We start from the raw sequence: 22,725 nt of genomic DNA, 5'->3' as shown, positions 1-22,725 counted from the left end.
AGATTGGGGTACTTGTGACCGCCGAAACCGTGGATATCGTGGTTGTCGGGATGGGACCGGGCGGTGAGTACGCCGCCACCCGATTGGCGCAGTCGGGGTTGCGGGTGGTGGGCCTGGACGGGCGGCTGCTCGGCGGGGAGTGCCCGTACTTCGCATGCGTGCCGACCAAGGCCATGGTCCGCGCCGCGAGCGCGCTGGCCGAGGCGCGGCGGGTGCCGGACCTCGCGGGAACGGCCACCGTGCAGGCGGATTGGACCACCGTCGCCACCCGGATTCGCGACGAGGTCACCCACAACTGGGACGACACCGCGGCGGTCGAGCGATTCGAGAAGGCCGGCGGGCAGTTCGTGCGCGGCTGGGGGCGGATTTCCGCGGCCGGTGAGGTGACGGTGTCGACCTCCGACGGTGAGCGGGTGTTCCGGGCCGAACGCGGCATCATCCTGAATCCGGGGACGGCCCCGGCGGTTCCGCCGCTGCCGGGTCTGGCGGGTACGCCGTACTGGACCAATCGGGAGGCCGTCGCCGCCACCGAGGTGCCGGAGTCGCTCATCGTGCTGGGCGGCGGTCCGGTCGGGGCCGAGTTCTCACAGATCTTCGCGCGATTCGGTGCGACGGTGACCAATGTGCCGGGCCGGCGGCTGGTCCCGCGCGATGAGCCGGAGGCGAGCGAGCTGCTCACGAAAGTCTTCGAATCCGAGGGAATTTCAGTCCGTGCAGGTGTGCGCGGCACGCAAGTTGCCTACGACGGGACCGATTTCACCCTCGAGCTCGACAATGGCGAGTCCCTGCGGGCGCGGCAGCTGCTGGTGGCGACCGGGCGGCGGATCGACCTCGCGGCCTTGGGAATCGGCGTGCTCGGGTTGGACGAGACGGCGAAATCGATTCCGGTCGACGGGCGTATGCGGGCCGCGGACGGCCTGTGGGCGATCGGCGATGTCACCGGCGAGGGCGCGTTCACCCATATGTCGATGTACCAGGCGCGCATCGCGGTCGACGACATCCTCGGCGAACTTGCAGTCGAGGCACAGTATCGCGCGGTGCCGCGCGTGACGTTCACCGATCCGGAGATCGGTGCGGTCGGGCTCACCGAAGAGCAGGCGCGTACAGCGGGATTGACGGTCCGGATCGGCTATATGGACCTCACTCAGTCGACCCGCGGCTGGCTGCACAAGGTGGGTAATCAGGGCTTCATCAAGCTGATCGAGGACGCGGATCGGGGCGTGCTCGTCGGCGCGACATCCGTCGGCCCGGACGGTGGTGAGGTGCTCAGTGCCCTGGTCGTGGCAATCCACGCGCAAGTGCCGACCAGTACGTTGCGCGAAATGATCTACGCCTATCCGACCTTCCACCGCGCGATCGAGCCCGCCCTCGATGCGCTCACATCCGATTAGGCATCGCATCGCAATCGTTGCTGGTCACGCCGGGTGATTCGCGGGATGCTGGTACGCATCGACAGTCCCGAGCATTGGGCGGTGGACATATGCGTATCTCGGAAATCCTGCGCCGGAAGGGCACCGGCGTCATCACGATTGCACCGAACGCAACGGTGCGCGAACTGCTGAGAGTCTTGTCGGCCCACAATGTCGGCGCCGTGATCGTCTCCCCGGACGGCGCCGACATGGCCGGCATAGTCTCCGAACGTGACATCGTCCGCCGCCTGCACCGCGACGGCGCCGGCATCCTGGACAGTCCGGTCTCCTCGATCATGACCGCGGCCGTCCACACCTGCTCCCCGGACGACCACGTCGAAACCCTCAACGCCACCATGACCGAACACCGCATCCGCCACCTGCCGGTCCTCCGCGACGGCCGCATGGTCGGCATAGTGAGCATCGGTGACGTGGTGAAAAGCCAGATCTCCGAACTGGAAACCGAACGCGAACACCTCGTCCGCTATCTGCACGGCTGAGGCTGTTCGCAATTCGAGCGCCGCGGGGGCTACTGCTACTGGTCGAGGGCCTCGATCAATGTGGTGAGGCTCGAGAGCAGCGCTTCGCGCTGCGCCGGGGCCAGGTGTTCCATGGCCGCGGCGAAGCGGTGGATGCGGGCGGAGGTGAGGCCGGTGACCAGATCGTGGGCGCTGGGGGTGGCGCTCAGGAGCTGGGCACGGCCGTCCACCGGGTCCGCGTCGCGGACCACATAGCCGGATTTCTCCAGGCTGGTGACGATGCGCGACATCGTTGGCGCGCTGACTCGTTCGATATTCGCGAGATCGCCCAGCCGCATGGGGCCGGAGCGCGCGAGGGAGGCCAGCGCCGACGCCGAGCCGGGACTCAGCGAGCCGATATCGCCGGTGTGCCGCAAGGAGCGCAGCAGCCGGCTGATGGTGTGGTACAGCTCCGCGGCTTCGGTGAGCTGTTCCACCGCCGCGGGTTCACCGGGCGTATCGACGACACTCGTGGGCTCCAGCGTGGCCTCCTCGATCATCTCGGTCAGATTCCCTCGCGAGCGGCCTCACGCAGTTCCGCGGCTTCGTCGGGAGCTTTCCCACCGCCGGCGAACCACGACGCCACCGCGCCGATCAGCATCATAATCGCGGCACCGAGGAAGACCACGACCAGGCCCGAATGGAACGGCCCCGAAATCAGATGCGGGAAGAACTGCTGACCGGTCAGCACATCCTTGTGCACGCCAGGATGATCCAGCATGCCGGTCGGACCCAGCAGGGCCTGAATGGGATTCACGCCCAGGAAGGCCGCGAACAGGCTGCCCACCGGGGGCAGGCCCGCGACATTGTGGGCCACGTCCGCGGGCACACCCTGGGCCTGCAGGCCGGAATTCATCGCACCGGGCAGCTTGCTGGACAGGCCGACGATCATGAGCGAGAAGAAGATTCCGATCGACAGCGCCATACCGCCGTTGAGCAGCGTGCCACGCATACCGGACGCGACGCCGCGCTGCGAGGCCGGCACCGCGGACATCACCTCGGCGGTATTGGGTGAGGCGAACATGCCCGACCCGAGACCGTTGAGCGCGATGACGAGCGCGAACACCCAGTAGGAGAAGTCCACCGGAATCACCACCAGCAGCACGAAGGTCAGTCCGGTGATGAGCATTCCGAGCGTGGCGAACAGGCGCGGGCCGTACCGGTCCGAGAGCTTGCCCGAAACCGGCCCGGCCGCAAGGAATCCCACGGTCAACGGCAGCAGGTAGATACCGGCCCACAACGGTGTGGACTCGTAGTCGTAGCCGTGCAGCGGCAACCAGATGCCCTGCAGCCAGATGATCAGCATGAACTGCAGGCCACCGCGTCCCAGCGAGGACATGAGACCGGCCAGGTTGCCGAGCCCGAACGCGCGGTTCTTGAGCAAGGACAGGTGGAACATCGGCTGTGCCACCTTGGTCTCGATGTAGCAGAACAGCGCCAGCACCGCGATACCGCCGATCACCGCGGTCAGCACCCACGGGTTGGACCAGCCGGTATTCGAACCCCCGTACGGCTGAATGCCGTACGTGATGCCGGTGAGCAGTGCGGTCAGGCCGAGCGCGAACGTGATGGTGCCGGGGATATCCAGCTTGCCCGGGCTGCGCTGGCCATTGTCGTGCAGGGACCGGTAGGACCACACGGTGCCCAGAATGCCGAACGGCACGCTGACCCAGAACACGGCCTTCCAGTCCCACTGCGCGAGCAGACCGCCCAGCAGCAGGCCCAGGAACGAACCCGCCACGGCCGCAACCTGATTGATGCCCAGTGCGAAGCCGCGTTGCTCGGCCGGGAAGGCGTCGGTGAGGATGGCGGCCGCATTGGCCATCAACATCGCGCCGCCGATGCCCTGGATGACTCGCCATCCGATGAGCCACACGGCGCCGCTGCCGTGCGTGAACGGATCGAACGACAACGCGATGGCCGTGACGGTGAAGACCACGAAGCCGTAGTTGTAGATCTTGACGCGCCCGACGATATCGCCGAGCCGCCCGAACATGACCACCAGCACGGCGGATGCGAGCAGGAAGCCCATCATCATCCACAGCAGGTAGCTGACATTGCCCGCGGCCAGCGGGTTCAGGTCGATGCCCCGGAAGATGTCCGGGAGCGAGATGATCACGATCGACGAGTTGATGGTGACCATGAGCATGCCCAGCGTGGTGTTGGACAACGCGACCCACTTGTAGCGCGGGTGATCGTGCTCGACGCGGAGGCGTCGGCGAATGGTTTGGACGTCACCGGCATCGAGCTCGTCGGTGGTGGGGGCCGCACTCAACTTTTGCCTCCCGAATCGGACATATGAACAGAAGTCCAATATAGTTGCATAAGGCTAACTAAAGAAATTGTGTATCTGATCACCCGTCCGACCTGCGGGGTTTCGACGCGCCTTCAGGTGAACAAGGTCGCTGTCATCGCGACCAGCACGATCAGCAGGAATGCCGGGTAGGCGATGGCGTGGACGCGGTCGGGGACCTTGATGAGGGATCTCTTCACGAGAGCGATCGTCGGCAGCGCGCCCGCGAGCAGGGCCAGCGCAGCCGAGGCGTTCACGTAGCCGAACGGTCCTGAATGCGGATTACCCTGCGCGGCAAACGAATAGATGAGTGTCGCGATCACGGCGATCGAAATGCTGAGCGGGTTGGCCAAAGCGACGGCATCGGCCATGGGTAGGCCTCTGCGGCGCAACAGCGGAACGGTCAGGACGCTGCCGCCGACGCCGAGGAACGCCGCGACCCCGCCGATTCCGGCACCGCCGAGCATCGAGGTGGCAGGGCCGAGCGGTTCGGGCGGACTGTCCTGGCCGCCAGATCTCGTGATGAACCCGCTGCGCAGCACTGACCTTCCAGCAGTGGCGGCAACGAGCGTGTGCCGTGCATGCCATCCGTGCGCTGGCGTCGGGCAGTCTCGTCACCGCGGTCGGTGCGCAGCTGGGTTATGACACCCCGGCGGCATTCTCGGTCATGTTCCGCAGAGAGACCGGAATGCCGCCGAGTACGTTCCGTCCCGGCTGAGCTGCGACGTCAGGCCAGGCGGATGTCCGCGGTGGCGAGGCCGAAGATCTTGCGGCCGGCCGATTTCGCGGTGATGACGAGGACGGCCGTCCGGGTCTCGGGGTCGAGCGACTTGATGCGGCCGCTGAATTCGAGGTTGCCGGCGGACTTGGCTTCGACGATCGCGTAATTGGAGAGGCGGACGCTGTAGCGGGTCAACGCGCCGGGATCGCCGAGCCAGTCGGTGATGAATCCGGCGCCCAGGCCCATGGTGAGCATGCCGTGCGCGATCACGTCGGGCAGGCCGCTGAGAACGGCGATTCCGTCGTGCCAGTGGATCGGGTTCGGGTCGCCGGAGACGCCGGCGTAGTTCACCAGATCGCCGCGGGTCAGGCGCGCTTCACGGGCGGGGAGCTCGAAGCCGACCGCGAGATCCTCGAATCGGACTGTGGTTTGCGGCTGCCGGGTCCGGCTGAAGTCGGACAGGGCTGTCGCGGCTTCCGGAGCCGAATCCTTGGCCTTGCCATTGGATGCGGCGATCTCCTGGTTGGTGGCCGAGGAGAGGAGCTCCACGCCATGCATGACCACGCGTGCCATGGCGTCACCGACTTCTTCGGCGACATCTTCGCTGGTGAGGCCGACGACGGTCGTATGCATGACGTGCACGACCTCACCGGCCTGGTCGGTGAAGGTGTTCTTGACGGTCAGCAGATCCTTGCCCGCGACCTGACGGACCGTTTCGAGCTCGACATCGCTGAACAGCCGGTCACCGGCGACCAGCGGCTTGTACAGCTCGAAGACCTGGTCGGTCTGCAGGTAGCCGTTGTATCCGGTGATGACGCTTTCGAAGAGCCTGCGATTGGCGATCATTGCCGGAATCGACACGAAGGTGGTCGGCGCGACCAGCCCGCTGTAGCCCAGCTCGGCGGCGGCCTTCTCGGTCCAGTGCGCGGGATGGTCGTCCTGCACGGCCCGCGCGTATTCGCGGACCTTCTCCCGGCCCACCTCGTAGTAATCGTCAACCCGGTAGTGATGCCCCACCAGCGCGGTCACATCGTACGTCGCATCCACCAAACCACTCCTCGCTCTTGCTCTCGGACATCGTAAACAGTGCCCGCAGAACCGAATTCGCGAGAGGTGCGTGAACGTGGACGGTCACCGCCGGGCGGGCCGATGCCACGTTGCCATTTGCTCCTGGAATGTCGGGCAGGTCAGGATGTCCTTCTTACTGCACTGGACCGCGTGGGCCAAAAGCGCATGCGCCTGTTCGAGGTCGATCATGCGCTGTTCGATCTCGGTGAGCTTGTCGCTGAGCATGGCCGCGCGGCGCGGCCGATCCTGCTGGACCTCGGCGATCTCGGCCAAGGTGAGCCCGGCCTGCTGGAATTTGCGCAGCACCATGATTCGCTCCGCGGCCTCGGGTGGATAGCGGCGCTGGCCGCTCTGACGTGCGGGTTGTGGTAGCAGGCCGTGGCGTTCCCAGTATCGGATGGCCGAGGCGGGCACCCCGGTGGTCTCGGCCAGCTGGCCGATCGTCATGGGCATGTGCGGGTCCTCTCGAGCCGGGTTCGCGGTCGGCGCTTGACTTGAACCTTAGTTCAAGGTGGAGGGTCGTCCGTGTACGAAGAACAGCGGTTCATCAGCCGCTGACAAGCGAATTCGGAGGCAGAGATGTCCGGTACCCAAGTCGAGAAGGAACTGGCGAACCAGCTCGTCGAGACGGCCGAGCAATTGTTCGCGGCAGGAGTCATGTCGCATTCGGGGCACGCCAACCTGAGCGCCCGCCTCGGCGCCGACCGATTCATGCTGACACCGGGATTCGTGATCGGTATCGCGTGACCTACGGCGCCGTCCCGCCCAGCGTGGAAGACCGCCTGCGCGTGGCCGGCACATTCGACCGGCTCGGCACCGAGGAAACGTTCGCGGCGCTGCGGGTGCTCCCGCCTATGCCCTCGGCATCGAGATCATCGCCGAACTCCAGGCCGGCGAGTCATAGGAACAGTGCGCGATCGGCTTCCGGGAACCAGCAGTCCCGTGCGAGATCACTGTTGTAGTTGTCGCGCACATGGCTGATAAGGCCCGGAAGCCCGGGGTGCGTATTGGTGCTGTCCCACAGCAGCGCATGCGGATATGCCGGAGTCGGATCGACGACGGGCACCCGCCGCACATGCGGATGCCAGGGATTATGGAACCCGTCGCCGGTGAAGGTGGCCAGCGTGCGGGAGGCCGCGATCCGCTCGAACATGGCCACCACCCCCGAGGGTGTGTCATCATCGCGACGCTTGTCGGTATCGATGGCAATCCCGGTGTGCGCATTGAGATCCCGGTAGAAATCGGCCCACTCCGAAGGCACCCGCGCGCCCGGCACCCACACGGTGAACGCCCGCAGCTCCCCGACAGAAACAGCCGAGCGCCCCGCTAGCGGATGATCCCGGCCCACCACCAGATGCAAAGGCTCCAAGTACGCCGCAACAGCGGCAATATGCCCAGGCAGCTCCCGAGGCCCGCCATGATTCCGAGCGAAGGCCGCATCGGCCCGCCCGCCCATCAGCGCATCCCGCGAGGTATCGAACGCATTCGACAGCACGATCTCGATCTCGGCTCCGGGACTCCGATCGAGATAGAACCGCATCGACTGCATGGCCACGTCCCGCTCCCCGAGCACGGCAACCCGCAGCGGCCCGGCATCCCCCCGCACCGCCACCGTCGCCTCCTCGGCAACAGCCAGCAAAGACCGGGCATGCGGCAACAACCGCCGCCCGGCGGCAGTCAGCACGATCCCCCCTGGCAATCGCTCGAACAGCGCTGTCCCCAAATGTGTTTCAAGCTTCGCGATCCGCTTCGAGACCGCCTGCTGACTGATCTCGAGCACATCCCCCGCAAACCCGAACTGCCCTTCATTCACGGCAGCCACGAACGCCCGCACGGCCCCCAGATCGAGATCAGTCCTCACACCCACAGATACAACCACTGAATCCGATCAACGGATTCGCGGGGTCGGAGGTTGCGGTTGAGTCCGTTCCCGGCTGAGTCCGGGTTCAGTTCTTCGGGGCGGTGAGGTCGTAGACGGCGACCGAGCCGATTCGGGTGGGCGTGAAATTCGCGGTTACCCAGTCGGCGATGTCGCGGCGTTCGGCGGCGGTCCATGGCTCGGTGCGGAGTGGGGCGTCGCCGACTCGCCAGGTTGGGGGGAGGTGGAGTTCTTGGGCGAGGTAGTAGGTTACGCGGCCGGCGTGGACGAGGTTTTGGAACTGTTCGAGGGTGGGGGCGGGGTCGGTGTTGGCGAAGCCGCCGATGGAGATGACGGGAGTGCGGGTGGCCAGTTCGATGGCGGCGGCGACGGAGGAGCGTTCCACTGCGGCTGACCAATCGGTGGTGGTGCTGGTCAGCATGGTCAGGATGCGTTGGTCGGTGAAGGCGCCGCCGTCGGCGAAACTTCGCATCTGCGTTCGGATGATGGCGGCGAAGCCGGTTTCCGGCGGCGGGGGCGGGCCCACTACGGGGCTGCGACCGGAATGTGCCTGGGGGAGTGTGGCAGCGGTGTAGGCGGCCGGACCGCTCAGGGCCGCGATGATTCCGACTATCAGGAGTATCGCGGTGGCGGGGCGGCGGACGATGGACGGGATCGGCAGGGTGGTGGCCGTGAGTCCGAGGGCTGCAGCGATGGCGGCGATCACCAGTGTCCCGCGCAGTTCGGGGTGCCAGGTGGAATTGTGTTGCAGTACCAGGAAACCCCAGATACCGGCCGTCGCGATGACGGCGGCGGCGCCCAATCGGCCGAAGGCCTCGTCGCGGCGGCGCCACAGTTCATGGCTGCCGATGACGAGCGTGGCGGCGATCGCGGGCGCGATGGCCACCACGTAGTAGGCGTGTTCGAGTGAACCGGCCAGGCTGAACGCGAGTCCCACCGTCAGCATCCAGAGACCGAAAATCAGTGCGCCACTGCGGATCATGTCCGTACGCGGCGCATGCCGGCGCGATACCAGGGTCAGGCCGAAGGCCACGAGAGCGGCCGGGAGCAGCCAGGAGATCTGAAATCCGCTCTCGCCGTGGAACAGTCGCGTCGGGCCGGCGGAACCGAAGTCATTGAAGCTCTGCACCAGTTGCGGCGGGATCCGATATCCGGGCGGGAGCGAGATGTGCCCGCCGGTGTGTCCGCCAGCGCCGCGACCGAGCATCCGGTCGAAACCGTTGAAACCGAAGACGACGTTCAGCAGCGAATTGTCGGTCGAGCCAGCCAGATACGGCCGGGACGCGGTCGGCCACAGCATGGTCAGGACCACGTACCAACCCGCCGAGACGATCAATGCCACCGCAGCCCACACGAGATGCAGCAGGCGGCTGCGCAACGCCACCGGTGCGGCGATCAGGTAGGCCAGCCCGAAGGCCGGCAGGACCATGAGTCCTTCGAGCATCTTGGCCAGGAACGCGAACCCCAGTGCGACGCCCGCGAACATCAGCCACCGCACATTCGCGGTCGGCAGGGCACGCACGACGCAATAGGCGGCGGCCGTCATCAGCAGCACCATGGCGGCATCGGGATGGTTGTACCGGAACATCAACGCCACCACCGGTGTAAGCGCCAGCGCCGCACCCGCCAGCAGCCCCGCACCCCGGCTGCCCACCACACGAGTCACCGTCGCGTACAACAGTGCGACCGCGCCGACCGCCATGAGCGCCTGCGGCGCCAGCATGCTCGCACTCCCGAACCCGAAGACCCGGGCCGACATTCCCATGACCCACAACGACAGCGGCGGCTTGTCGACGGTGATGAAGTTGCCCGGATCGATCGACCCGAACAGCAGCGCCTTCCAGTCCTGTGTCCCGGACCAGACGGCCGCCGCATAGAAGTTGTCCGCCATATCGTTGACGCTGATCCGCCACAGATAGGCGCCCGCCGTCCCCACCAGCAGAACGGCGAGCGCGACTCGCTCCCAGACGCGGGCAGGGGCCTGGGCGCCGGTTTCCGGCGCGTCCGACCGGGTCGAATCGGCATCGGGCCCCGGCTTTGTCGCGAGCATTGCTTCCACCCGGCAGAGTCTCGCGAGGCGATGCTGCGCTCGCAACAGCTACCTCGTGGCATTCACAGGGTCTTAATCGCCAGTTCAGCGCATCGCGGCGGTGTCTGCCGTCATTGCCCTGCAGGCGAGCGGGCAAGGACGGCTGTTTGCCTATCGGCCATGTTCGCGTTACCTGCCGAGCTAGGCGACACCACCGTTGACGCGCAGGACCTGGCCGTTGACCCAGGAGGCGTCGGGGTGCAGGAGGTAGGCGACCGCGGCGGCGATCTCCTCATTACTGCCGAGACGACGCAGTGGGGCCTGGGCAGTGAAGCGTTCGAGATCGGCGTCGGTCTTGCCGTCGCGGAACATGGGCGAGTCGATCAGGCCGGGGGCTACGGAGTTGACGCGGATTCGCCTGGCGCCGAACTCTTTTGCGGCCACTCTGGTGAGGGTTTCGACTCCGCTCTTGGCGGCGAGGTAGACGCCCAGGCCGGGGGTGGCGGTCTGGACGGCGGTGGAAGAGATGTTCACGATGGCGCCGCCCTCGAGCAGGCGGGTTGCGGCTTCCTGCATGCCGTAGAGGGTGCCGAGCAGGTTCGCGCCGAGGAGCTCTTCGATCAGGTTGTCGGTGCTGTCGGCGATGGTGCGCACCTTCGCGACGCCTGCGTTGTTCACCAGGGCGTAGGCGGGACCGAATGCTGTTTCGGCGGCATCGAATACGGATCTGATGTCGGTGCGGATGGAGACGTCGGTGCGCAGTGCGATGGCTCGCCCGCCTGCGCGCTCGATGTCGGCGACCAGATCCAGGGCGGGTTCCTTTCGGGTGCGGTAGGTGAGTACGAGGTCGTGGCCGGCGCTGCCGAGGTGACGTGCGATTGCCGCGCCGATACCGGCGGATGCACCGGTCACGATTACTGGAGTTGTCATCGCAACTACGCTACGACGGGCGGGTTGCTATAGCAACTAGAATGTTGGGCATGACAGAGCTCAACGCCGAGGACATGGCGGTCTGGCATGCCTGCAAACTGCTCGGCGACCAAGTGACGCGGCGGGTTTCGGCGGATATCACGGCGGCCTCGGGGTTATCCGGGACCGACTACGGGGTGCTGTCGCGGCTGGCCGATCTGGGGGACGGGCAGCTGCGGCAACAGGTATTGACCGATTCGATGCAGCTGCACAAGGGGGCCATGTCGCATCAGCTGTCACGGATGGAGACCAGGGGGCTGATCAGCCGCGAACGCCGTGGGGGCGGTGTCGAAGTGGCACTGACCGCGGAAGGGGTGCGGGCGCTGGCCGAATTGCGGCCGGTACACGCTGCGGCGGTCCGGCGGCATCTGCTGGATCGGCTCAGCGCCGAGGATCGAATTGCCCTGCGGCGCATTGCCGTCGCCCTCGAAGGGGAAGGGCGCCGGATCGGCGGCCTTCCCGCATGAGCGTCATGCCACCGCGACCGTGTGGGCGAGGAAGGCCGTCAGCGGGCCGTTGACCTGGTCGGGATGGGTCAGTGAAGGAGTGTGGCCGACACCGGGAATCGTGATCAGGTCCTGGGTGCCGGGGAGCGCCGCGGCGAGTGCCTGTCCGGCGGCCAGCGGGACGGGCTGGTCCTCCTCGCCGTGAATGACGAGGGTCGGCACGGCGATCTCGCCGATGCGGGCGGAGAGGTCGTCCACACTCATGAGGACGTTCACGGCGCCCGCCAAGCGCTCGCGGGACTGTGTGCGCCACACGGCTTCCCACTCCGGGTGCAGATCCTCGCGGCCCAGCAGCATGGGCAGCAGGATCGGCGCGACGGCTTCCGGCCCGGCGGCGGTGAACAGATCCCGGATCTGGCCCATTTGCGCCAGCGCCTCCTCGGGCCACGCGGTGTAGGTGGTGTCGATCAGCACGAGCGACGAAACCCGTTCCGGTGCAAGCAGGGCCGCGCGCTGGGCGACGAACCCGCCCTGCGAGTGGCCGACCAGGGTGGCGCGCTCGATGCCCAGGTGCTCCAGCAATCCCAGCAGGTCCTCGGCGGAACGCCAGTAGGAGTACTGACTGCCGTCGTCCTCGGTGCGGCCCTGCAGGCGAGCGTCCCAGGCGATGGTGCGGTAGCCGGTCAGGTGGTCGAGCTGCGGGGCCCACATCTCGGCGTTCATGAGGTTGCCGTGGCTGAACACCACCGCCGGGGCCGCCGCACCGGAGTCGAGGTAATTGACGCGAGCTCCGGCGATTGTTGCGACAGGCATTGCTTTAGCCTTCCCGATATGGTTGGTTTTTCCTACGTCAACAACGGTATCGGCGGAATGCGCAGTGGAATCAGGTCGATTCAGGTCTAGCAATGGTCAATAGTGGACAGCGGGAGATACGGGCGGCGCTGTACTCGAGCCCCGCCGACGCTCCCTACGGCGTCGAAGTGATGAGCTTCGCGCACCTGCGGAGCGCCTTTCCCGGGTCGTGGCGCACGAACCCGCAGCGCACGGATTTTCACGTGCTCGGCGTGGTCACCGGGGGCCGTGGCCGGTATACGGCCGACTTCGTCGGCCACCCGCTGACCGTACGCGCCGCGGTGTGGTTACGTCCCGGAGTTGTTCATCAGTGGGACGACATCGAGGAAACCGAGGGCGTGCTGGTGCTGTTCCGGCCCGACTTCCTCAGACCCGGTGCGGCCGCCCGCGCGGCCGCCGACGCCTTCGGTCCCGCGGCCTGGGAGGTATCCGACAAGTCGTGGCCGCGTGTGGAATTGGCCCTGCACCACCTGGCCGTCGAATACCGCGACAGCGAGGCCGACCGGCCCGCGCTCCGCGCCGAACTGCTCCAGCACCTATTACAGATCGCGATCCTGCGTACGCTGCCCGAGACTGAACCTCCGCACCCGGCCGACGACCTGTTCCCCCAGTTCCGTGCCGTCGTCGAGCGTCACTACGCCGCGCACCGCGATGTCGCCTGGTACGCAAAACAACTCGGCTACGCACCCCGCACGCTGTCCCGGGCGAGTCAGGCCGCCACCGGGGTCAGCGCCAAGCAGTTCATCGACGAACGCGTGGTTCTGGAGGCGAAACGCCTACTGGCACACGCCGACCTGCCGGTGGCCACCATCGCCCACCGCCTCGGCTTCGACGACACCAACTTCACGAAGTTCTTCCGCCGCCACACGACCCTCACCCCCAAGGCGTTCCGGGACCGGGTCCGCGCCGGATAGCGTCAGGAGAAGAGCCAGCGCGTCGCCCCGTGCGGATCGGTGAGCGCGACACCGGTCGCGGCCCGCGGCGTGAACCGATACAGATACCAGGGCGCCGGCCCGGCACTCTGCGCGCTGTAGGGCGCGGTGACCGCATCCTCGGAACGCTCCGCGGGCCAACCCGATTCGCGGTACATGGCCGTCACCGCGTCGAGCACCTCGGCATCGGTGACGCGATGCGCGTCCCCTTCGAGCACCAGATCCACCTCGAGCAGCCGGTAGGACAGCGTGCACCCCGGATTCGCCACCAGATCCCGGGACTTCCGCGTCGCGGGCCCGCTGGTGAAGTAGATATGCCCGCCGACCAGGATGCTCCCGATCCCCGCCGAATGCGGCCGCCCATCCTTCCCGATAGTCCCTAGAAACTGTGGCGTCTCGGGCAGTCCGATACTCGCCTCGGCGGCCCGGCTGACCCGGCTCCAGGTCAGTACATCGGATCCGTAGATATTCAGATCGGTGGCCTTGATCGGCTCGGGAAGCATGAATCCTCCTCGCGTCATGCGCTGGAACCTGATTGCCTCCGGACCAGCCTAGGCGCGTCGAGGCGCGGCTGGACCGGTTCCGGAGGGGGAAGCACGCCCGCACGGGTAATGCATTGCGCGCTGATGCGCGCCGACAGATCCGGCAGGAACGGATCGAGACAGCGGGCCAGTCTGCGGCAATCATCCAGGAGACCGCCGAGCACACGATCGAGCTCACCCGGATCGCTCCCGGCATGTTCGGCGGCAGCGAGCTCCCAAGGGCGAATCTCGTTGATGCGCCGGTTGGTCGCGGCGACGAAGGACCGGACCGCTTCGGTAGCGCCACGAAAGTCGAAGTCGGCCAGCGCGGACGCGCTCGCGTCGTCGACAGCGTCCGGCGCCCGGGTGGCCGGGTCCGTGGCCGGTGGGCGGCCCCCACGGTAGCGATGGATCAACCCGGCAGTCCGGCTGACGAGATTCCCTATCCCATTGGCCAATTCGTCGTCCGCGCGGTGCACCAGCCGGTCCACGGTGAAGTCGGCATCACCGACTCGAGGCGGTTCGCGCAACAGCCACCAGCGCACGGCATCGGTTCCATAGCGCTCGACGAGTTCGACCGGATCGACCGTTGTCCCGCCCGACTTGCTGATCTTGCGGCCGTCGACCGTCACATAGTCGTGGACATGCAGGTGGGTGGGCAGCGGCTGACCCGCCGAGATGAGGATCGCAGGCCAGTAGACCGCGTGGAAGCGCAGGACGCCCTTGCCGAGGAGGTGAATCCGCCGATCGGCGGAAGCCCACCACCGGTCGAGATCGTCACCGCCGGTGCCGTACCCGAGCGCGGTCAGATAGTTGCCGAGCGCATCCCACCAGACGTAGATGACCTGGCCAGGATCGTCGGGCACGGGAATGCCCCAGCCCCGCGCACGTTCGGCCGACCGGGACACGGAGAAGTCCGACAGGCCCCCGGAGATGAAGGACAGCACCTCGTTTCGGCGCTCGGGAGGGTCGATCCGAATCTCCCCGGAGCTGATCAATCGGTGCAGCCGGTCCGCGTACCGGGACAGCCGGAAGAACCAGTTGACCTCTTCGACGCGCTGCGGTGCCGTGCCGTGGTCGGGACATAGGCCGTCGTGTAGTTCCTCGGGCGGGTAGAACTGCTCGCAGCCGATGCAGTAGAGACCTTCATAGTGTTTGCGATAGAGGTCGCCGTTCGCGGCGCAAGCGCGCCAAAGGTGTTGCACGCCAACTCTATGCCGTGGATCGCGGCTGGTATGGATGACGTCGTCGATCGACAGTGACAAGGGGTCCGCCAATGCGGTGAAGGCCGCCGCGTTGGCATTCACGAACTCTCGGACGTCCAGTCCGGCTTGTTCGGCCGCGAGGACGTTCTTCAGCGAGTTGTCGTCGGTTCCGGTTTGCAGGCGGACTCGATCGCCGAGGCGGCGGTAGTGGCGGGCGAGCACGTCGGCCTGGACCAGTTCGAGTGCGAAGCCCAGGTGCGGGCGGGCATTGACGAACGGGATGGTGGTGGTGATGTAGGTGTGTGGTGTGGGCATCGGATCCTCCGGGAGTCGGGGGCTCCGGCCACAGACATGACTCGAGGCCCCGGTGTGAGGGGCCTCGGAATGAATGTCCGCGCAGCGTGGTGGGCCCCCGTCAGAGGGGCATCTTTACCGGCTGGAATGCGGAATCGGTCATGTGGCGCATGGTATCTCAGGCTTTGAGGTTGTGGCGAGTTATATAGATGACGTGGAAGGTGATGAGGATGGCCAGGACTACGAGCCATTGGAGGGTGGTCACCAGGGGGATGGCGTCGAGGGGGAGGGTGTAGGCGAGGGTTACCCGGATGATGGTGTCCAGGAGGAAGCCTGCGCCCCAGACGGCGCTGAGGATCCGGAGGTGGTGGCGGAACTGGGAGTCGTTGTCCCAGCGCGCATCCCATTCCCGGTAGCCGGCTTCGCCGACCTTTGCGGTGACTATCGCTCGGGCGGTGGTGCGCATGAAGGGGTGTTCGGTGAAGACGGAGGCCAGGGCCCAGAGGCCGAGGAAGCCGAAGATCCAGCTGTCGCGGACCATGAGGGTGCGGGGGTCCCCGGTGATCATCGCCATCGTGGTGGCGAGCAGGATCATGGTGAGAGTAAAGGCGGCTGCAATGTCGACGCGGCGGTGGCGGACGGCGTCGTAGATGAGAAACGGGAGGGTGATCAGGACGGGGGCGATGAGGGCGAGCCAGGGGCCCACGCCGATGCCGCGCAGGACGTAGTAGCCGCCGATGGGGAGGGCGATCTCCAGGATGACCTGGCGCGCAATGTGTCTGCGCAGGCCCGCGCGCTTCTGTTTGGCGGCGGCATCGAGGGTGAGGGTTTGTTCGGGGGTGGCGGCGTGGGTCACGGTCATGCTTCTTTCCGGGTGGCGCGGTCGAAGAGGTCGGCGAGTTCGCGGGCGCAGGCCGCCGAGTCGAAGGAGGGGTCGCTGCCGGCGCGGGCGAGGGCGGCGTCCATCGCGCTGCGGATGGCCATCACCATGACGGCGGGGTCGAAGTCGCGGAACACCCCGGCGCGCTGACCGTCGCGGACGCGCTCGACCTGGGTCTCGGCGCCGGCTTGGAGCTGGTCGATGAGCCCGTACAGGTGCGGATCGTCCTGGCCGGCATGGACTCCGATGTTCGAGATCGCGCGCATGTGCTTGGGGTACTGCTCGGTCAGGGCGAGGTTCGCGGCGAAGTAGGCGCGGAGGCGTTCGCGATGGCCCTCGATGGGCGCCAGTTCGGCGACGACGAATTCCATCGCGACGCCCATGATGTGGTCGACCACCTCGCGCATGAGATCGCCCTTGCCGCGGAAGTGGTAGGAGATCATGCCGGTGCTGCTGAGCCCGGCCTGCTTCGCGATCTTCGCGAAGGAAGCATTGCGGTAGCCCTGGTCGGCGATGACCTCGATGGCGGCATCCACGATCTGGGTGCGGCGCGCGGCTTCGGTGAAGGTGCGCCCCTCGGATTGCTTGCCCGGGCTGGTTCTTGCTCGCATGAGCAAAACTGTAAGGGCATTTGCTCAGCTGAGCAAGAGATGGCTCGAACAAGCAGATAGCGGATGAGTAGCCGATTCGGGTCGGCTACGCCCCGCGGAATGCCTTGTCGCCGACTCGATCCGGATCGGTGATGTGGGAGAGGAACAATCGCGCCGTAGGCGTGGGCGTGCGGGTGGTGACCGCATGCCAGGGCCGGTTCAGCGGCGTGCCCTCGATCGCGAGTATCTCGAGGTGACGACTGCGGAGGTCGTGCTCGATGGCATCGCTGTGAATCAGCGTGATGCCCAGCCCCTCGCGGGCCGCGGCCAGCGCCGCGCCATGCGTGCCCAGCGTCAATGTGGGCGGACGGATCTGCAGGCGATCGAACAAGGCCAGTGTCGTGTCACGGGTCCCCGACCCGGTGCCCCGCAATAGCCACGTCGCCTCGAACGGATCCGACCACACCCCCGGCGCGCCGACGACCACCAGCTGGCTGGGCCGCCGCGCCCGCGTCACGAGCCCGGCATCGCGCGGCGGCCGCCCCGCGACCACGAGATCCGTTTCGTGATGGGTCAATTCGAGGAACAGCACATCCCGCGGCTGGATGGACAGCCCCAGCTCGATATCCGGATACCGCTTGCGGAACGAGGCCAGCAGCCGCAGCAGCACGTACTCCCCGGCCGTCGCCACCACGCCGATTCGCAGCCGCCCGGTCTCCGCCTCGCGCACCGCCGCATGCGCCTCCTTCATGAGCCCGAGAATGCTGCGGCAGTAATCCGCGTACACCCGCCCCGCCTCGGTGAGTGCGATACCGCGCCCCGATTTGGCGATCAGCTTGGCGTCCAACTGTTTTTCGATGTGCGCGACCGCGGCGGAGGCGGCGGCTTCGGTGATGTGCAACTGCGCGGCCGCGCGGCGGATGCTGCTGTGCCGGGCCACGGCGAGAAAGGTTTCCATGCGAACCGCGCTCACCGTACCCATCTACAGACGGTAGCAAACACGACGAAATGGTTGAGCGAGACCAGAAACAATCGAATTGTTTGTCGTTAACGTCTACCGCATCCTGGGAATCGCAAGTGGCCCAACCCGGTTCGCAGGAGGAATGATGGCCGGATCTGTCGATGATCAGCGTGGCCGGTGGGATCCGGGTGTGCAGACCTATGCGTCGATGGGATATTACGCGCCCGATTATCAACCCAAGGACACCGATGTGCTCGCGGTGTTCCGGGTGACGCCGCAACAGGGCGTCGATCCGATCGAGGCGTCGGCGGCGGTCGCGGGCGAATCCTCCACGGCCACTTGGACCGTGGTGTGGACCGATCGGCTCACCGCGCACAACCGCTACCAGGGCAAGTGCTATCGGATCGACGAGGTGCCGGGCCGGCCGGGCGAGTACTTCGCCTACGTGTCCTACGATCTCGATCTCTTCGAGGAAGGGTCGATCACCAATCTCACCTCCTCGGTGATCGGCAATGTATTCGGTTTCAAGCCGCTGAAGGCATTGCGGCTGGAGGACATGCGGATTCCCGTGGCGTATGTCAAGACCTTTCAGGGTCCGGCGCACGGAATCGTTATGGAACGGGAATACCTGAACAAATACGGCCGCCCGCTACTGGGTGCGACAGTGAAACCCAAACTCGGGTTGTCGGCCCGCAACTACGGCCGCGTGGTGTACGAAGCCTGCAAGGGCGGACTGGATTTCACCAAGGACGACGAGAACATCAACTCGCAGCCGTTCATGCGCTGGCGTGATCGCTACCTGTACGCGATGGAGGGCGTCAACCGCGCCATTGCCGAAACGGGAGAATTGAAGGGTCATTATCTCAATGTCACGGCCGCCGACATGGAGGACATGTACGAGCGCGCGGAGTTCGCGAAGTCGCTGGGCAGCTGCATCATCATGATGGACCTGACGGTCGGCTACACCGCCATGCAGTCCATGGCGAAGTGGGCGCGCCGCAATGGCATGCTGCTGCACCTGCATCGCGCGGGGCACTCGACCTACACTCGGCAGAAGACGCACGGGGTCAGTTTCCGGGTGCTGGCCAAGTGGTGCCGGCTCATCGGCGTCGATCACGTGCACGCGGGGACCGTCGTCGGCAAGCTGGAAGGCGATCCGCACACGGTCAAGGGCTTCTATGACACGTTGCGCGACAACCACATTCCGATGAATCCGCAGAACGGCATCTTCTTCGACCAGGACTGGGCGAGCCTGCCGGGCGTCATGCCGGTCGCCTCCGGCGGCATCCACGCCGGCCAGATGCACCAGCTGCTGGACCTGTTCGGCGACGACGTCATCCTCCAGTTCGGTGGCGGCACCATCGGGCATCCCATGGGGATCGCCGCCGGCGCGGAAGCCAACCGGGTCGCGCTCGAAGCGGTCGTGAAGGCCCGCAACGAGGGCCGCGATCTGCTCAAGGAAGGCCCCGAGGTGCTGCGCAAGGCGGCCGAAGGCTGCCGGTCGCTGGAATCCGCGCTCGCGGTCTGGGGCGACATCACCTTCGACTACACCTCGACCGACGCCCCCGACGCCATCCCGACCGCGTCGCGCTGACCCGCCCGAAAGACAGGAAACCGCAATGCATCTGCGTCAGGGCACCTTCTCGCACCTGCCGGATCTCACCGACGCCGAGATCTCCGCGCAGGTCCGCTACGCACTGCTCAACAACTGGCCGGTGTCCATCGAATACACCGACGATCCGCACCCGCGGAACTCCTACTGGGAGATGTGGGGCATCCCGCTGTTCGATCTCGACGAACCCGACGGCGTGCTCGCCGAGATCAATGCCTGCCGGGCCACGTTCCCGCGGCACTACATCCGCGTCAACGCCTACGACGCCTCCTACACCCGGCAGACCACGGCGCTGAGCTTCATCGTGCAGCGCCCGGCGGTGGAGCCCGGCTTCCGCCTCGACCGCACCGAATCCGACGACCGCCGCCAGCACTACGGCTTCCACGCCTACGCGCTCGACGACCGCCCGGGCGAAAGGTACGGCGGCTGAACGGCTTTCGGAGCAGGAGGATATCGTGAGCGCGGAACGTCCCGCGGACGGCCGGGAGCCTGCAACCCACCGGCCCGCGGGCGGATTCCAGATGCATCGGCCCGGGGCCACGAACTCCGCACCGCTGCGCGGTACGGCCGTCGACGATCCCCGACCGGAGGACGCGACGGCCGGCCAACTACCCGACGACGCCCTGCTGGATCTCTCCACCGATATCGCGGGCAAGGACGTCGAGGACACCCTCGCCCGCCTCGATGCCGAACTGGTCGGGCTGGCCAACGTCAAACGCCGCGTGCGGGAGATCGCCGCACTGCTGCTCATCGATCGCGCCCGCCAGCGCTTCGGGCTGCAGGCCACCCGCCCGACCATGCACATGAGCTTCACCGGCGGCCCCGGCACCGGGAAGACCACCGTCGCGCTGCGCATGGCCGAGATGCTGCACTCGCTCGGGTACATCCGGAAGCCCAAGGTGCACGTCGTGACTCGCGACGATCTGGTCGGCCAGTTCATCGGCCACACCGCGCCGAAAACCAAAGAGGCGCTGGCCAAGGCCGCGGGCGGGGTGCTGTTCATCGACGAGGCCTACTACCTGTTCCGCCCCGAGAACGAACGCGACTACGGGCAGGAGGTCATCGAGATCCTGCTGCAGGAGATGGAGAGCGAGCGCACCAGCCTGGTCGTCATCTTCGCCGGCTATCCGGATCGCATGGAGACGTTCTTCTCCGCCAACCCGGGCCTGTCCTCGCGGGTCGCGCATCACATCGAATTCCCCGACTACACCCATGCCGAACTCGTGGCCATCGCCGAACTCATGGTGCGCCAGGAGAACTTCCGCTTCGACGACGACGCCGTGCGCGCCTTCTCCGACTATCTGGAACTCCGCATGGCCCGGCCCCGCTTCGCCAATGCCCGCAGCGTCCGCAATGCCCTGGACCGCTGCCGGCTGCGGCAGGCCAAACGACTCGTGGAGCTGCACCGCCCGGTCAGCCGCACGGATCTGATCACGCTGACCGGCGGCGACGTCTACGGCAGCAGCGTGTTCGCGGACGCCCCCGCAGCGGAGGGGGCCTCCCCATGAGGAATTGAGCAGGAGTATGCCCGAAGGATTGAAGACCCTCACTCGCTACACCATCGAGCAGGAGCACCGGCATCCCGGATCGTCCGGCGAGTTCTCGGCGCTGCTCAATGTGCTCGCCACAGCCACCAAAATCATTGCCAATCAGGTCACCCGGGGAGCGATAGTCGGCTCCCTGGGTGCCGCCGATGCGGACAATCTTCCGGTCACCGTGCACCGCAAGATGGACGCCATCGCCAATGACATCATGGTGGCCGAATCACAGTGGACCGGACCGCTGTCCGCACTGGTCTCCGAGCAGATGCGAGGCTGTCATCCGGTGCCCAGCGAGTACCGGCGGGGCAAGTATCTGCTGGTGTTCGATCCGCTGGACGGGTCCAGCAATATCGATGTGAACCTGCCTGTCGGAACGATTTTCAGCGTGCTGCGGGCGCCGGAGGACGGGCGCGAGGCGGTGAGCGCGGACTTCCTGCAGCCGGGCGTGCAACAGGTGTGCGCGGGGTTCACGCTGTACGGGCCGGCGACCATGCTCGTGCTCACCACTGGCAACGGAGTGGACGGGTTCACGCTGGATCGGGAGGTGGGGGCCTTCGTACTCACCCATCCCCGCATGCGAATCCCCGAGGACACTTCGGGTTTCGCGATCAACGCGGCGAATGAGCGCTTCTGGGAGCGGCCGGTGCGGCGGTATGTGCAGGAATGCCTGCAAGGTCTGGACGGGCCTCGGGAGCGGGATTTCAATATGCGCTGGGTGGCCTCACTGGTGGCCGATACCTTCCACATCCTCACGCGCGGTGGGCTTTACATGTATCCGCGCGACACCCGTCATCCGGCGCGGCCGGGGCGGGTTTCGCTGTTGTACGGGGCCAATCCGATCGCCTTCATCGTGGAGCAGGCCGGAGGAGCGGCGACCACGGGGCACGAACGCGTCCTCGAAGTGCGGCCGGAGGAGCTGCATCAGCGCATTCCGCTGATCTTCGGCTCGCGCAACGAGGTCGAGCGGATCGAGCGGTATCACCGGGAACCCGAGGAGGGGCCCAGTTTCGATGCCTCGCTCTTCGGATCGCGATCACTGTTCCGTTCGGCCCGCGGCTGACAATCCAGGAGGTGCCATGTCGGTCAAACATCCCGTGGTCGCGATCACCGGGTCGTCCGGTGCGGGAACGACCAGCGTCACGCGAACCTTCCAGGAGATATTCCGCCGCGAGGGCATCAATGCGGCCATCGTGGAAGGGGATTCGTTCCATCGCTTCGATCGCAACGAGATGGCACTGGCCATGGCCGAGGCCGAACAGAGCCGCAACCTGTTCTTCTCGCACTTCGGGCCCGAGGCGAACCTGCTCACCGAGCTCGAGGCGCTGTTCCGCGATTACGGCGAGACCGGCGTCGGCGCGGTCCGCCGCTATCTGCACGACGACTACGAGGCGAAACCCTATGGCCAGCCACCCGGGACCTTCACCGCCTGGGAGGAACTCGCACCGGGCAGCGACCTGCTCTTCTACGAGGGCCTGCACGGTGCGGCCGTCTCCGACGGGGTCGACGTGGGCCAGTTCGCGGATCTGCTGGTCGGCGTGGTGCCGATCATCAACCTGGAGTGGATTCAGAAGGTGCACCGCGACAAGAACGAACGCGGCTACTCCAGCGAAGCCATCATCGACACCATCCTGCGCCGCATGCCGGACTACGTGAAGCACATCTGTCCCCAGTTCTCCCGGACCTATGTGAACTTCCAGCGGGTACCGACGGTGGACACCTCGAATCCCTTCACCGCGCGCACCATTCCGACCGCCGACGAGAGTTTCGTGGTCATCCGCTTCGCCGACCCGAAGGTCATCGACTTCCCGTATCTGCTGTCGATGCTGCACGATTCGTTCATGTCCCGCCCCAACAGCATCGTGGTCCCGGGCGGGAAGATGGAACTGGCCATGCAGCTCATCTTCACTCCGCTGATCCTGCGCCTGATGGACAAGCGGCCCAAGCGCATGCGCTGAAAGCCGGTGCCGGACAAAAGAAATCGGCGGCCGACCGGGTGGCGACCGCC

Annotated in this window: 24 protein-coding genes and 1 pseudogene; 11 read left to right on the top strand and 14 right to left on the bottom strand. The window is 66.4% G+C overall.

Features of this window, described 5'->3' with window-relative positions:
- Nucleotides 1-14: 14 nt before the first annotated feature.
- Both ACH438_RS26555 and ACH438_RS26550 read left to right on the top strand, forming a co-directional pair.
- Nucleotides 15-1,391 (top strand): dihydrolipoyl dehydrogenase family protein, encoded by a 1,377-nt coding sequence (locus tag ACH438_RS26555; RefSeq protein WP_397009801.1) that lies wholly within the window; start codon nucleotides 15-17, stop codon nucleotides 1,389-1,391.
- A gap of 89 nt (nucleotides 1,392-1,480) precedes the next feature.
- Entirely contained in the window at nucleotides 1,481-1,909 is a 429-nt protein-coding gene (locus tag ACH438_RS26550) for a CBS domain-containing protein (protein WP_397009799.1), read from the top strand.
- 35 nt (nucleotides 1,910-1,944) lie between these two features.
- On the opposite strand, the gene ACH438_RS26545 is transcribed toward ACH438_RS26550, so the two are convergent.
- The 3 genes and pseudogenes from ACH438_RS26545 to ACH438_RS26535 all read right to left on the bottom strand — a co-directional run.
- A complete protein-coding gene (locus ACH438_RS26545) occupies nucleotides 1,945-2,427 on the bottom strand; it encodes a MarR family winged helix-turn-helix transcriptional regulator (RefSeq protein WP_397009797.1) in 483 nt (160 codons plus the stop codon).
- A gap of 5 nt (nucleotides 2,428-2,432) precedes the next feature.
- Complete coding sequence (locus ACH438_RS26540) at nucleotides 2,433-4,202, bottom strand: MFS transporter (RefSeq protein ID WP_397009795.1); 1,770 nt, start codon at nucleotides 4,200-4,202, stop codon at nucleotides 2,433-2,435.
- 113 nt (nucleotides 4,203-4,315) lie between these two features.
- Nucleotides 4,316-4,774: pseudogene (locus ACH438_RS26535) on the bottom strand (TSUP family transporter); the annotation flags it as partial.
- 23 nt (nucleotides 4,775-4,797) lie between these two features.
- On the opposite strand from ACH438_RS26535, the gene ACH438_RS26530 reads away from it, so the two are divergent.
- Complete coding sequence (locus ACH438_RS26530) at nucleotides 4,798-4,938, top strand: helix-turn-helix domain-containing protein (protein WP_397009793.1); 141 nt, start codon at nucleotides 4,798-4,800, stop codon at nucleotides 4,936-4,938.
- Nucleotides 4,939-4,947: 9 nt separating this feature from the next.
- Here ACH438_RS26530 and ACH438_RS26525 read toward each other — a convergent pair whose 3' ends face one another.
- Both ACH438_RS26525 and ACH438_RS26520 read right to left on the bottom strand, forming a co-directional pair.
- Nucleotides 4,948-5,991 carry a fused (3R)-hydroxyacyl-ACP dehydratase subunits HadA/HadB gene (locus ACH438_RS26525; RefSeq protein ID WP_397009791.1) on the bottom strand — a complete coding sequence of 348 codons (1,044 nt, stop codon included), beginning with the start codon at nucleotides 5,989-5,991 and terminating at the stop codon, nucleotides 4,948-4,950.
- 81 nt (nucleotides 5,992-6,072) lie between these two features.
- Nucleotides 6,073-6,462 carry a MerR family transcriptional regulator gene (locus ACH438_RS26520; RefSeq protein ID WP_397009789.1) on the bottom strand — a complete coding sequence of 130 codons (390 nt, stop codon included), beginning with the start codon at nucleotides 6,460-6,462 and terminating at the stop codon, nucleotides 6,073-6,075.
- A 126-nt stretch (nucleotides 6,463-6,588) separates the two neighbouring features.
- On the opposite strand from ACH438_RS26520, the gene ACH438_RS26515 reads away from it, so the two are divergent.
- Nucleotides 6,589-6,756 carry a hypothetical protein gene (locus ACH438_RS26515; RefSeq protein WP_397009787.1) on the top strand — a complete coding sequence of 56 codons (168 nt, stop codon included), beginning with the start codon at nucleotides 6,589-6,591 and terminating at the stop codon, nucleotides 6,754-6,756.
- A gap of 151 nt (nucleotides 6,757-6,907) precedes the next feature.
- Here ACH438_RS26515 and ACH438_RS26510 read toward each other — a convergent pair whose 3' ends face one another.
- The 3 genes from ACH438_RS26510 to ACH438_RS26500 form a co-directional block, all read right to left on the bottom strand.
- Nucleotides 6,908-7,870: a LysR family transcriptional regulator gene (locus ACH438_RS26510; RefSeq protein WP_397009785.1), complete on the bottom strand. Its 963-nt coding sequence runs from the start codon at nucleotides 7,868-7,870 to the stop codon at nucleotides 6,908-6,910.
- Nucleotides 7,871-7,955: 85 nt separating this feature from the next.
- Nucleotides 7,956-9,938 carry an ArnT family glycosyltransferase gene (locus ACH438_RS26505; protein ID WP_397009783.1) on the bottom strand — a complete coding sequence of 661 codons (1,983 nt, stop codon included), beginning with the start codon at nucleotides 9,936-9,938 and terminating at the stop codon, nucleotides 7,956-7,958.
- Nucleotides 9,939-10,118: 180 nt separating this feature from the next.
- The gene (locus ACH438_RS26500; RefSeq protein WP_397009781.1) at nucleotides 10,119-10,847 is read right to left on the bottom strand and encodes an SDR family oxidoreductase; all 729 of its coding nucleotides are present in this window, start codon (nucleotides 10,845-10,847) and stop codon (nucleotides 10,119-10,121) included.
- A gap of 50 nt (nucleotides 10,848-10,897) precedes the next feature.
- Here ACH438_RS26500 and ACH438_RS26495 point away from each other — a divergent pair, with 50 nt between their 5' ends.
- The gene (locus ACH438_RS26495) at nucleotides 10,898-11,353 is read left to right on the top strand and encodes a MarR family winged helix-turn-helix transcriptional regulator (RefSeq protein WP_397009779.1); all 456 of its coding nucleotides are present in this window, start codon (nucleotides 10,898-10,900) and stop codon (nucleotides 11,351-11,353) included.
- Between the two features lie 3 nt (nucleotides 11,354-11,356).
- Here the strand turns inward: ACH438_RS26495 and ACH438_RS26490 are convergent, their stop codons facing one another.
- Nucleotides 11,357-12,145: an alpha/beta fold hydrolase gene (locus ACH438_RS26490; protein ID WP_397009777.1), complete on the bottom strand. Its 789-nt coding sequence runs from the start codon at nucleotides 12,143-12,145 to the stop codon at nucleotides 11,357-11,359.
- Between the two features lie 92 nt (nucleotides 12,146-12,237).
- Here ACH438_RS26490 and ACH438_RS26485 point away from each other — a divergent pair, with 92 nt between their 5' ends.
- Nucleotides 12,238-13,098 carry a helix-turn-helix domain-containing protein gene (locus ACH438_RS26485; RefSeq protein WP_397009775.1) on the top strand — a complete coding sequence of 287 codons (861 nt, stop codon included), beginning with the start codon at nucleotides 12,238-12,240 and terminating at the stop codon, nucleotides 13,096-13,098.
- A gap of 2 nt (nucleotides 13,099-13,100) precedes the next feature.
- Here ACH438_RS26485 and ACH438_RS26480 read toward each other — a convergent pair whose 3' ends face one another.
- From ACH438_RS26480 to ACH438_RS26460, 5 genes are all read right to left on the bottom strand, one after another.
- Nucleotides 13,101-13,619, bottom strand: coding sequence for a pyridoxamine 5'-phosphate oxidase family protein (locus ACH438_RS26480; protein WP_397009773.1), 519 nt, complete (start codon nucleotides 13,617-13,619; stop codon nucleotides 13,101-13,103).
- Between the two features lie 14 nt (nucleotides 13,620-13,633).
- Complete coding sequence (metG, locus tag ACH438_RS26475; RefSeq protein ID WP_397009770.1) at nucleotides 13,634-15,157, bottom strand: methionine--tRNA ligase; 1,524 nt, start codon at nucleotides 15,155-15,157, stop codon at nucleotides 13,634-13,636.
- 157 nt (nucleotides 15,158-15,314) lie between these two features.
- The gene (locus ACH438_RS26470) at nucleotides 15,315-15,998 is read right to left on the bottom strand and encodes a VC0807 family protein (RefSeq protein ID WP_397009768.1); all 684 of its coding nucleotides are present in this window, start codon (nucleotides 15,996-15,998) and stop codon (nucleotides 15,315-15,317) included.
- Nucleotides 15,995-16,627: a TetR/AcrR family transcriptional regulator gene (locus ACH438_RS26465; protein ID WP_397009766.1), complete on the bottom strand. Its 633-nt coding sequence runs from the start codon at nucleotides 16,625-16,627 to the stop codon at nucleotides 15,995-15,997. Before ACH438_RS26465 ends, ACH438_RS26470 begins: the two co-directional genes overlap by 4 nt.
- A gap of 85 nt (nucleotides 16,628-16,712) precedes the next feature.
- Nucleotides 16,713-17,588, bottom strand: coding sequence for a LysR family transcriptional regulator (locus ACH438_RS26460; protein ID WP_397009764.1), 876 nt, complete (start codon nucleotides 17,586-17,588; stop codon nucleotides 16,713-16,715).
- A gap of 124 nt (nucleotides 17,589-17,712) precedes the next feature.
- Between ACH438_RS26460 and ACH438_RS26455 the strand changes: the two genes are divergently transcribed.
- Genes ACH438_RS26455 through ACH438_RS26435 form a run of 5 tightly spaced genes read left to right on the top strand, consistent with a single transcriptional unit; the run spans nucleotide 17,713 to nucleotide 22,675 of the window.
- Nucleotides 17,713-19,161 carry a form I ribulose bisphosphate carboxylase large subunit gene (locus ACH438_RS26455; protein ID WP_397009761.1) on the top strand — a complete coding sequence of 483 codons (1,449 nt, stop codon included), beginning with the start codon at nucleotides 17,713-17,715 and terminating at the stop codon, nucleotides 19,159-19,161.
- Between the two features lie 25 nt (nucleotides 19,162-19,186).
- Entirely contained in the window at nucleotides 19,187-19,609 is a 423-nt protein-coding gene (locus ACH438_RS26450; protein ID WP_397009759.1) for a ribulose bisphosphate carboxylase small subunit, read from the top strand.
- Nucleotides 19,610-19,634: 25 nt separating this feature from the next.
- The gene (locus ACH438_RS26445) at nucleotides 19,635-20,687 is read left to right on the top strand and encodes an AAA family ATPase (RefSeq protein WP_397009757.1); all 1,053 of its coding nucleotides are present in this window, start codon (nucleotides 19,635-19,637) and stop codon (nucleotides 20,685-20,687) included.
- Nucleotides 20,688-20,703: 16 nt separating this feature from the next.
- Nucleotides 20,704-21,780: a class 1 fructose-bisphosphatase gene (locus ACH438_RS26440; protein WP_397009755.1), complete on the top strand. Its 1,077-nt coding sequence runs from the start codon at nucleotides 20,704-20,706 to the stop codon at nucleotides 21,778-21,780.
- 16 nt (nucleotides 21,781-21,796) lie between these two features.
- Complete coding sequence (locus ACH438_RS26435; RefSeq protein WP_397009753.1) at nucleotides 21,797-22,675, top strand: phosphoribulokinase; 879 nt, start codon at nucleotides 21,797-21,799, stop codon at nucleotides 22,673-22,675.
- Nucleotides 22,676-22,725 lie beyond the last annotated feature (50 nt).

Source organism: Nocardia sp. NPDC020380 (assembly GCF_044386975.1).
Taxonomy (GTDB): domain Bacteria; phylum Actinomycetota; class Actinomycetes; order Mycobacteriales; family Mycobacteriaceae; genus Nocardia.
The sequence above is the reverse complement of the archived record's forward strand: the minus strand, read 5'-3'. Positions and strand labels throughout refer to the sequence as shown.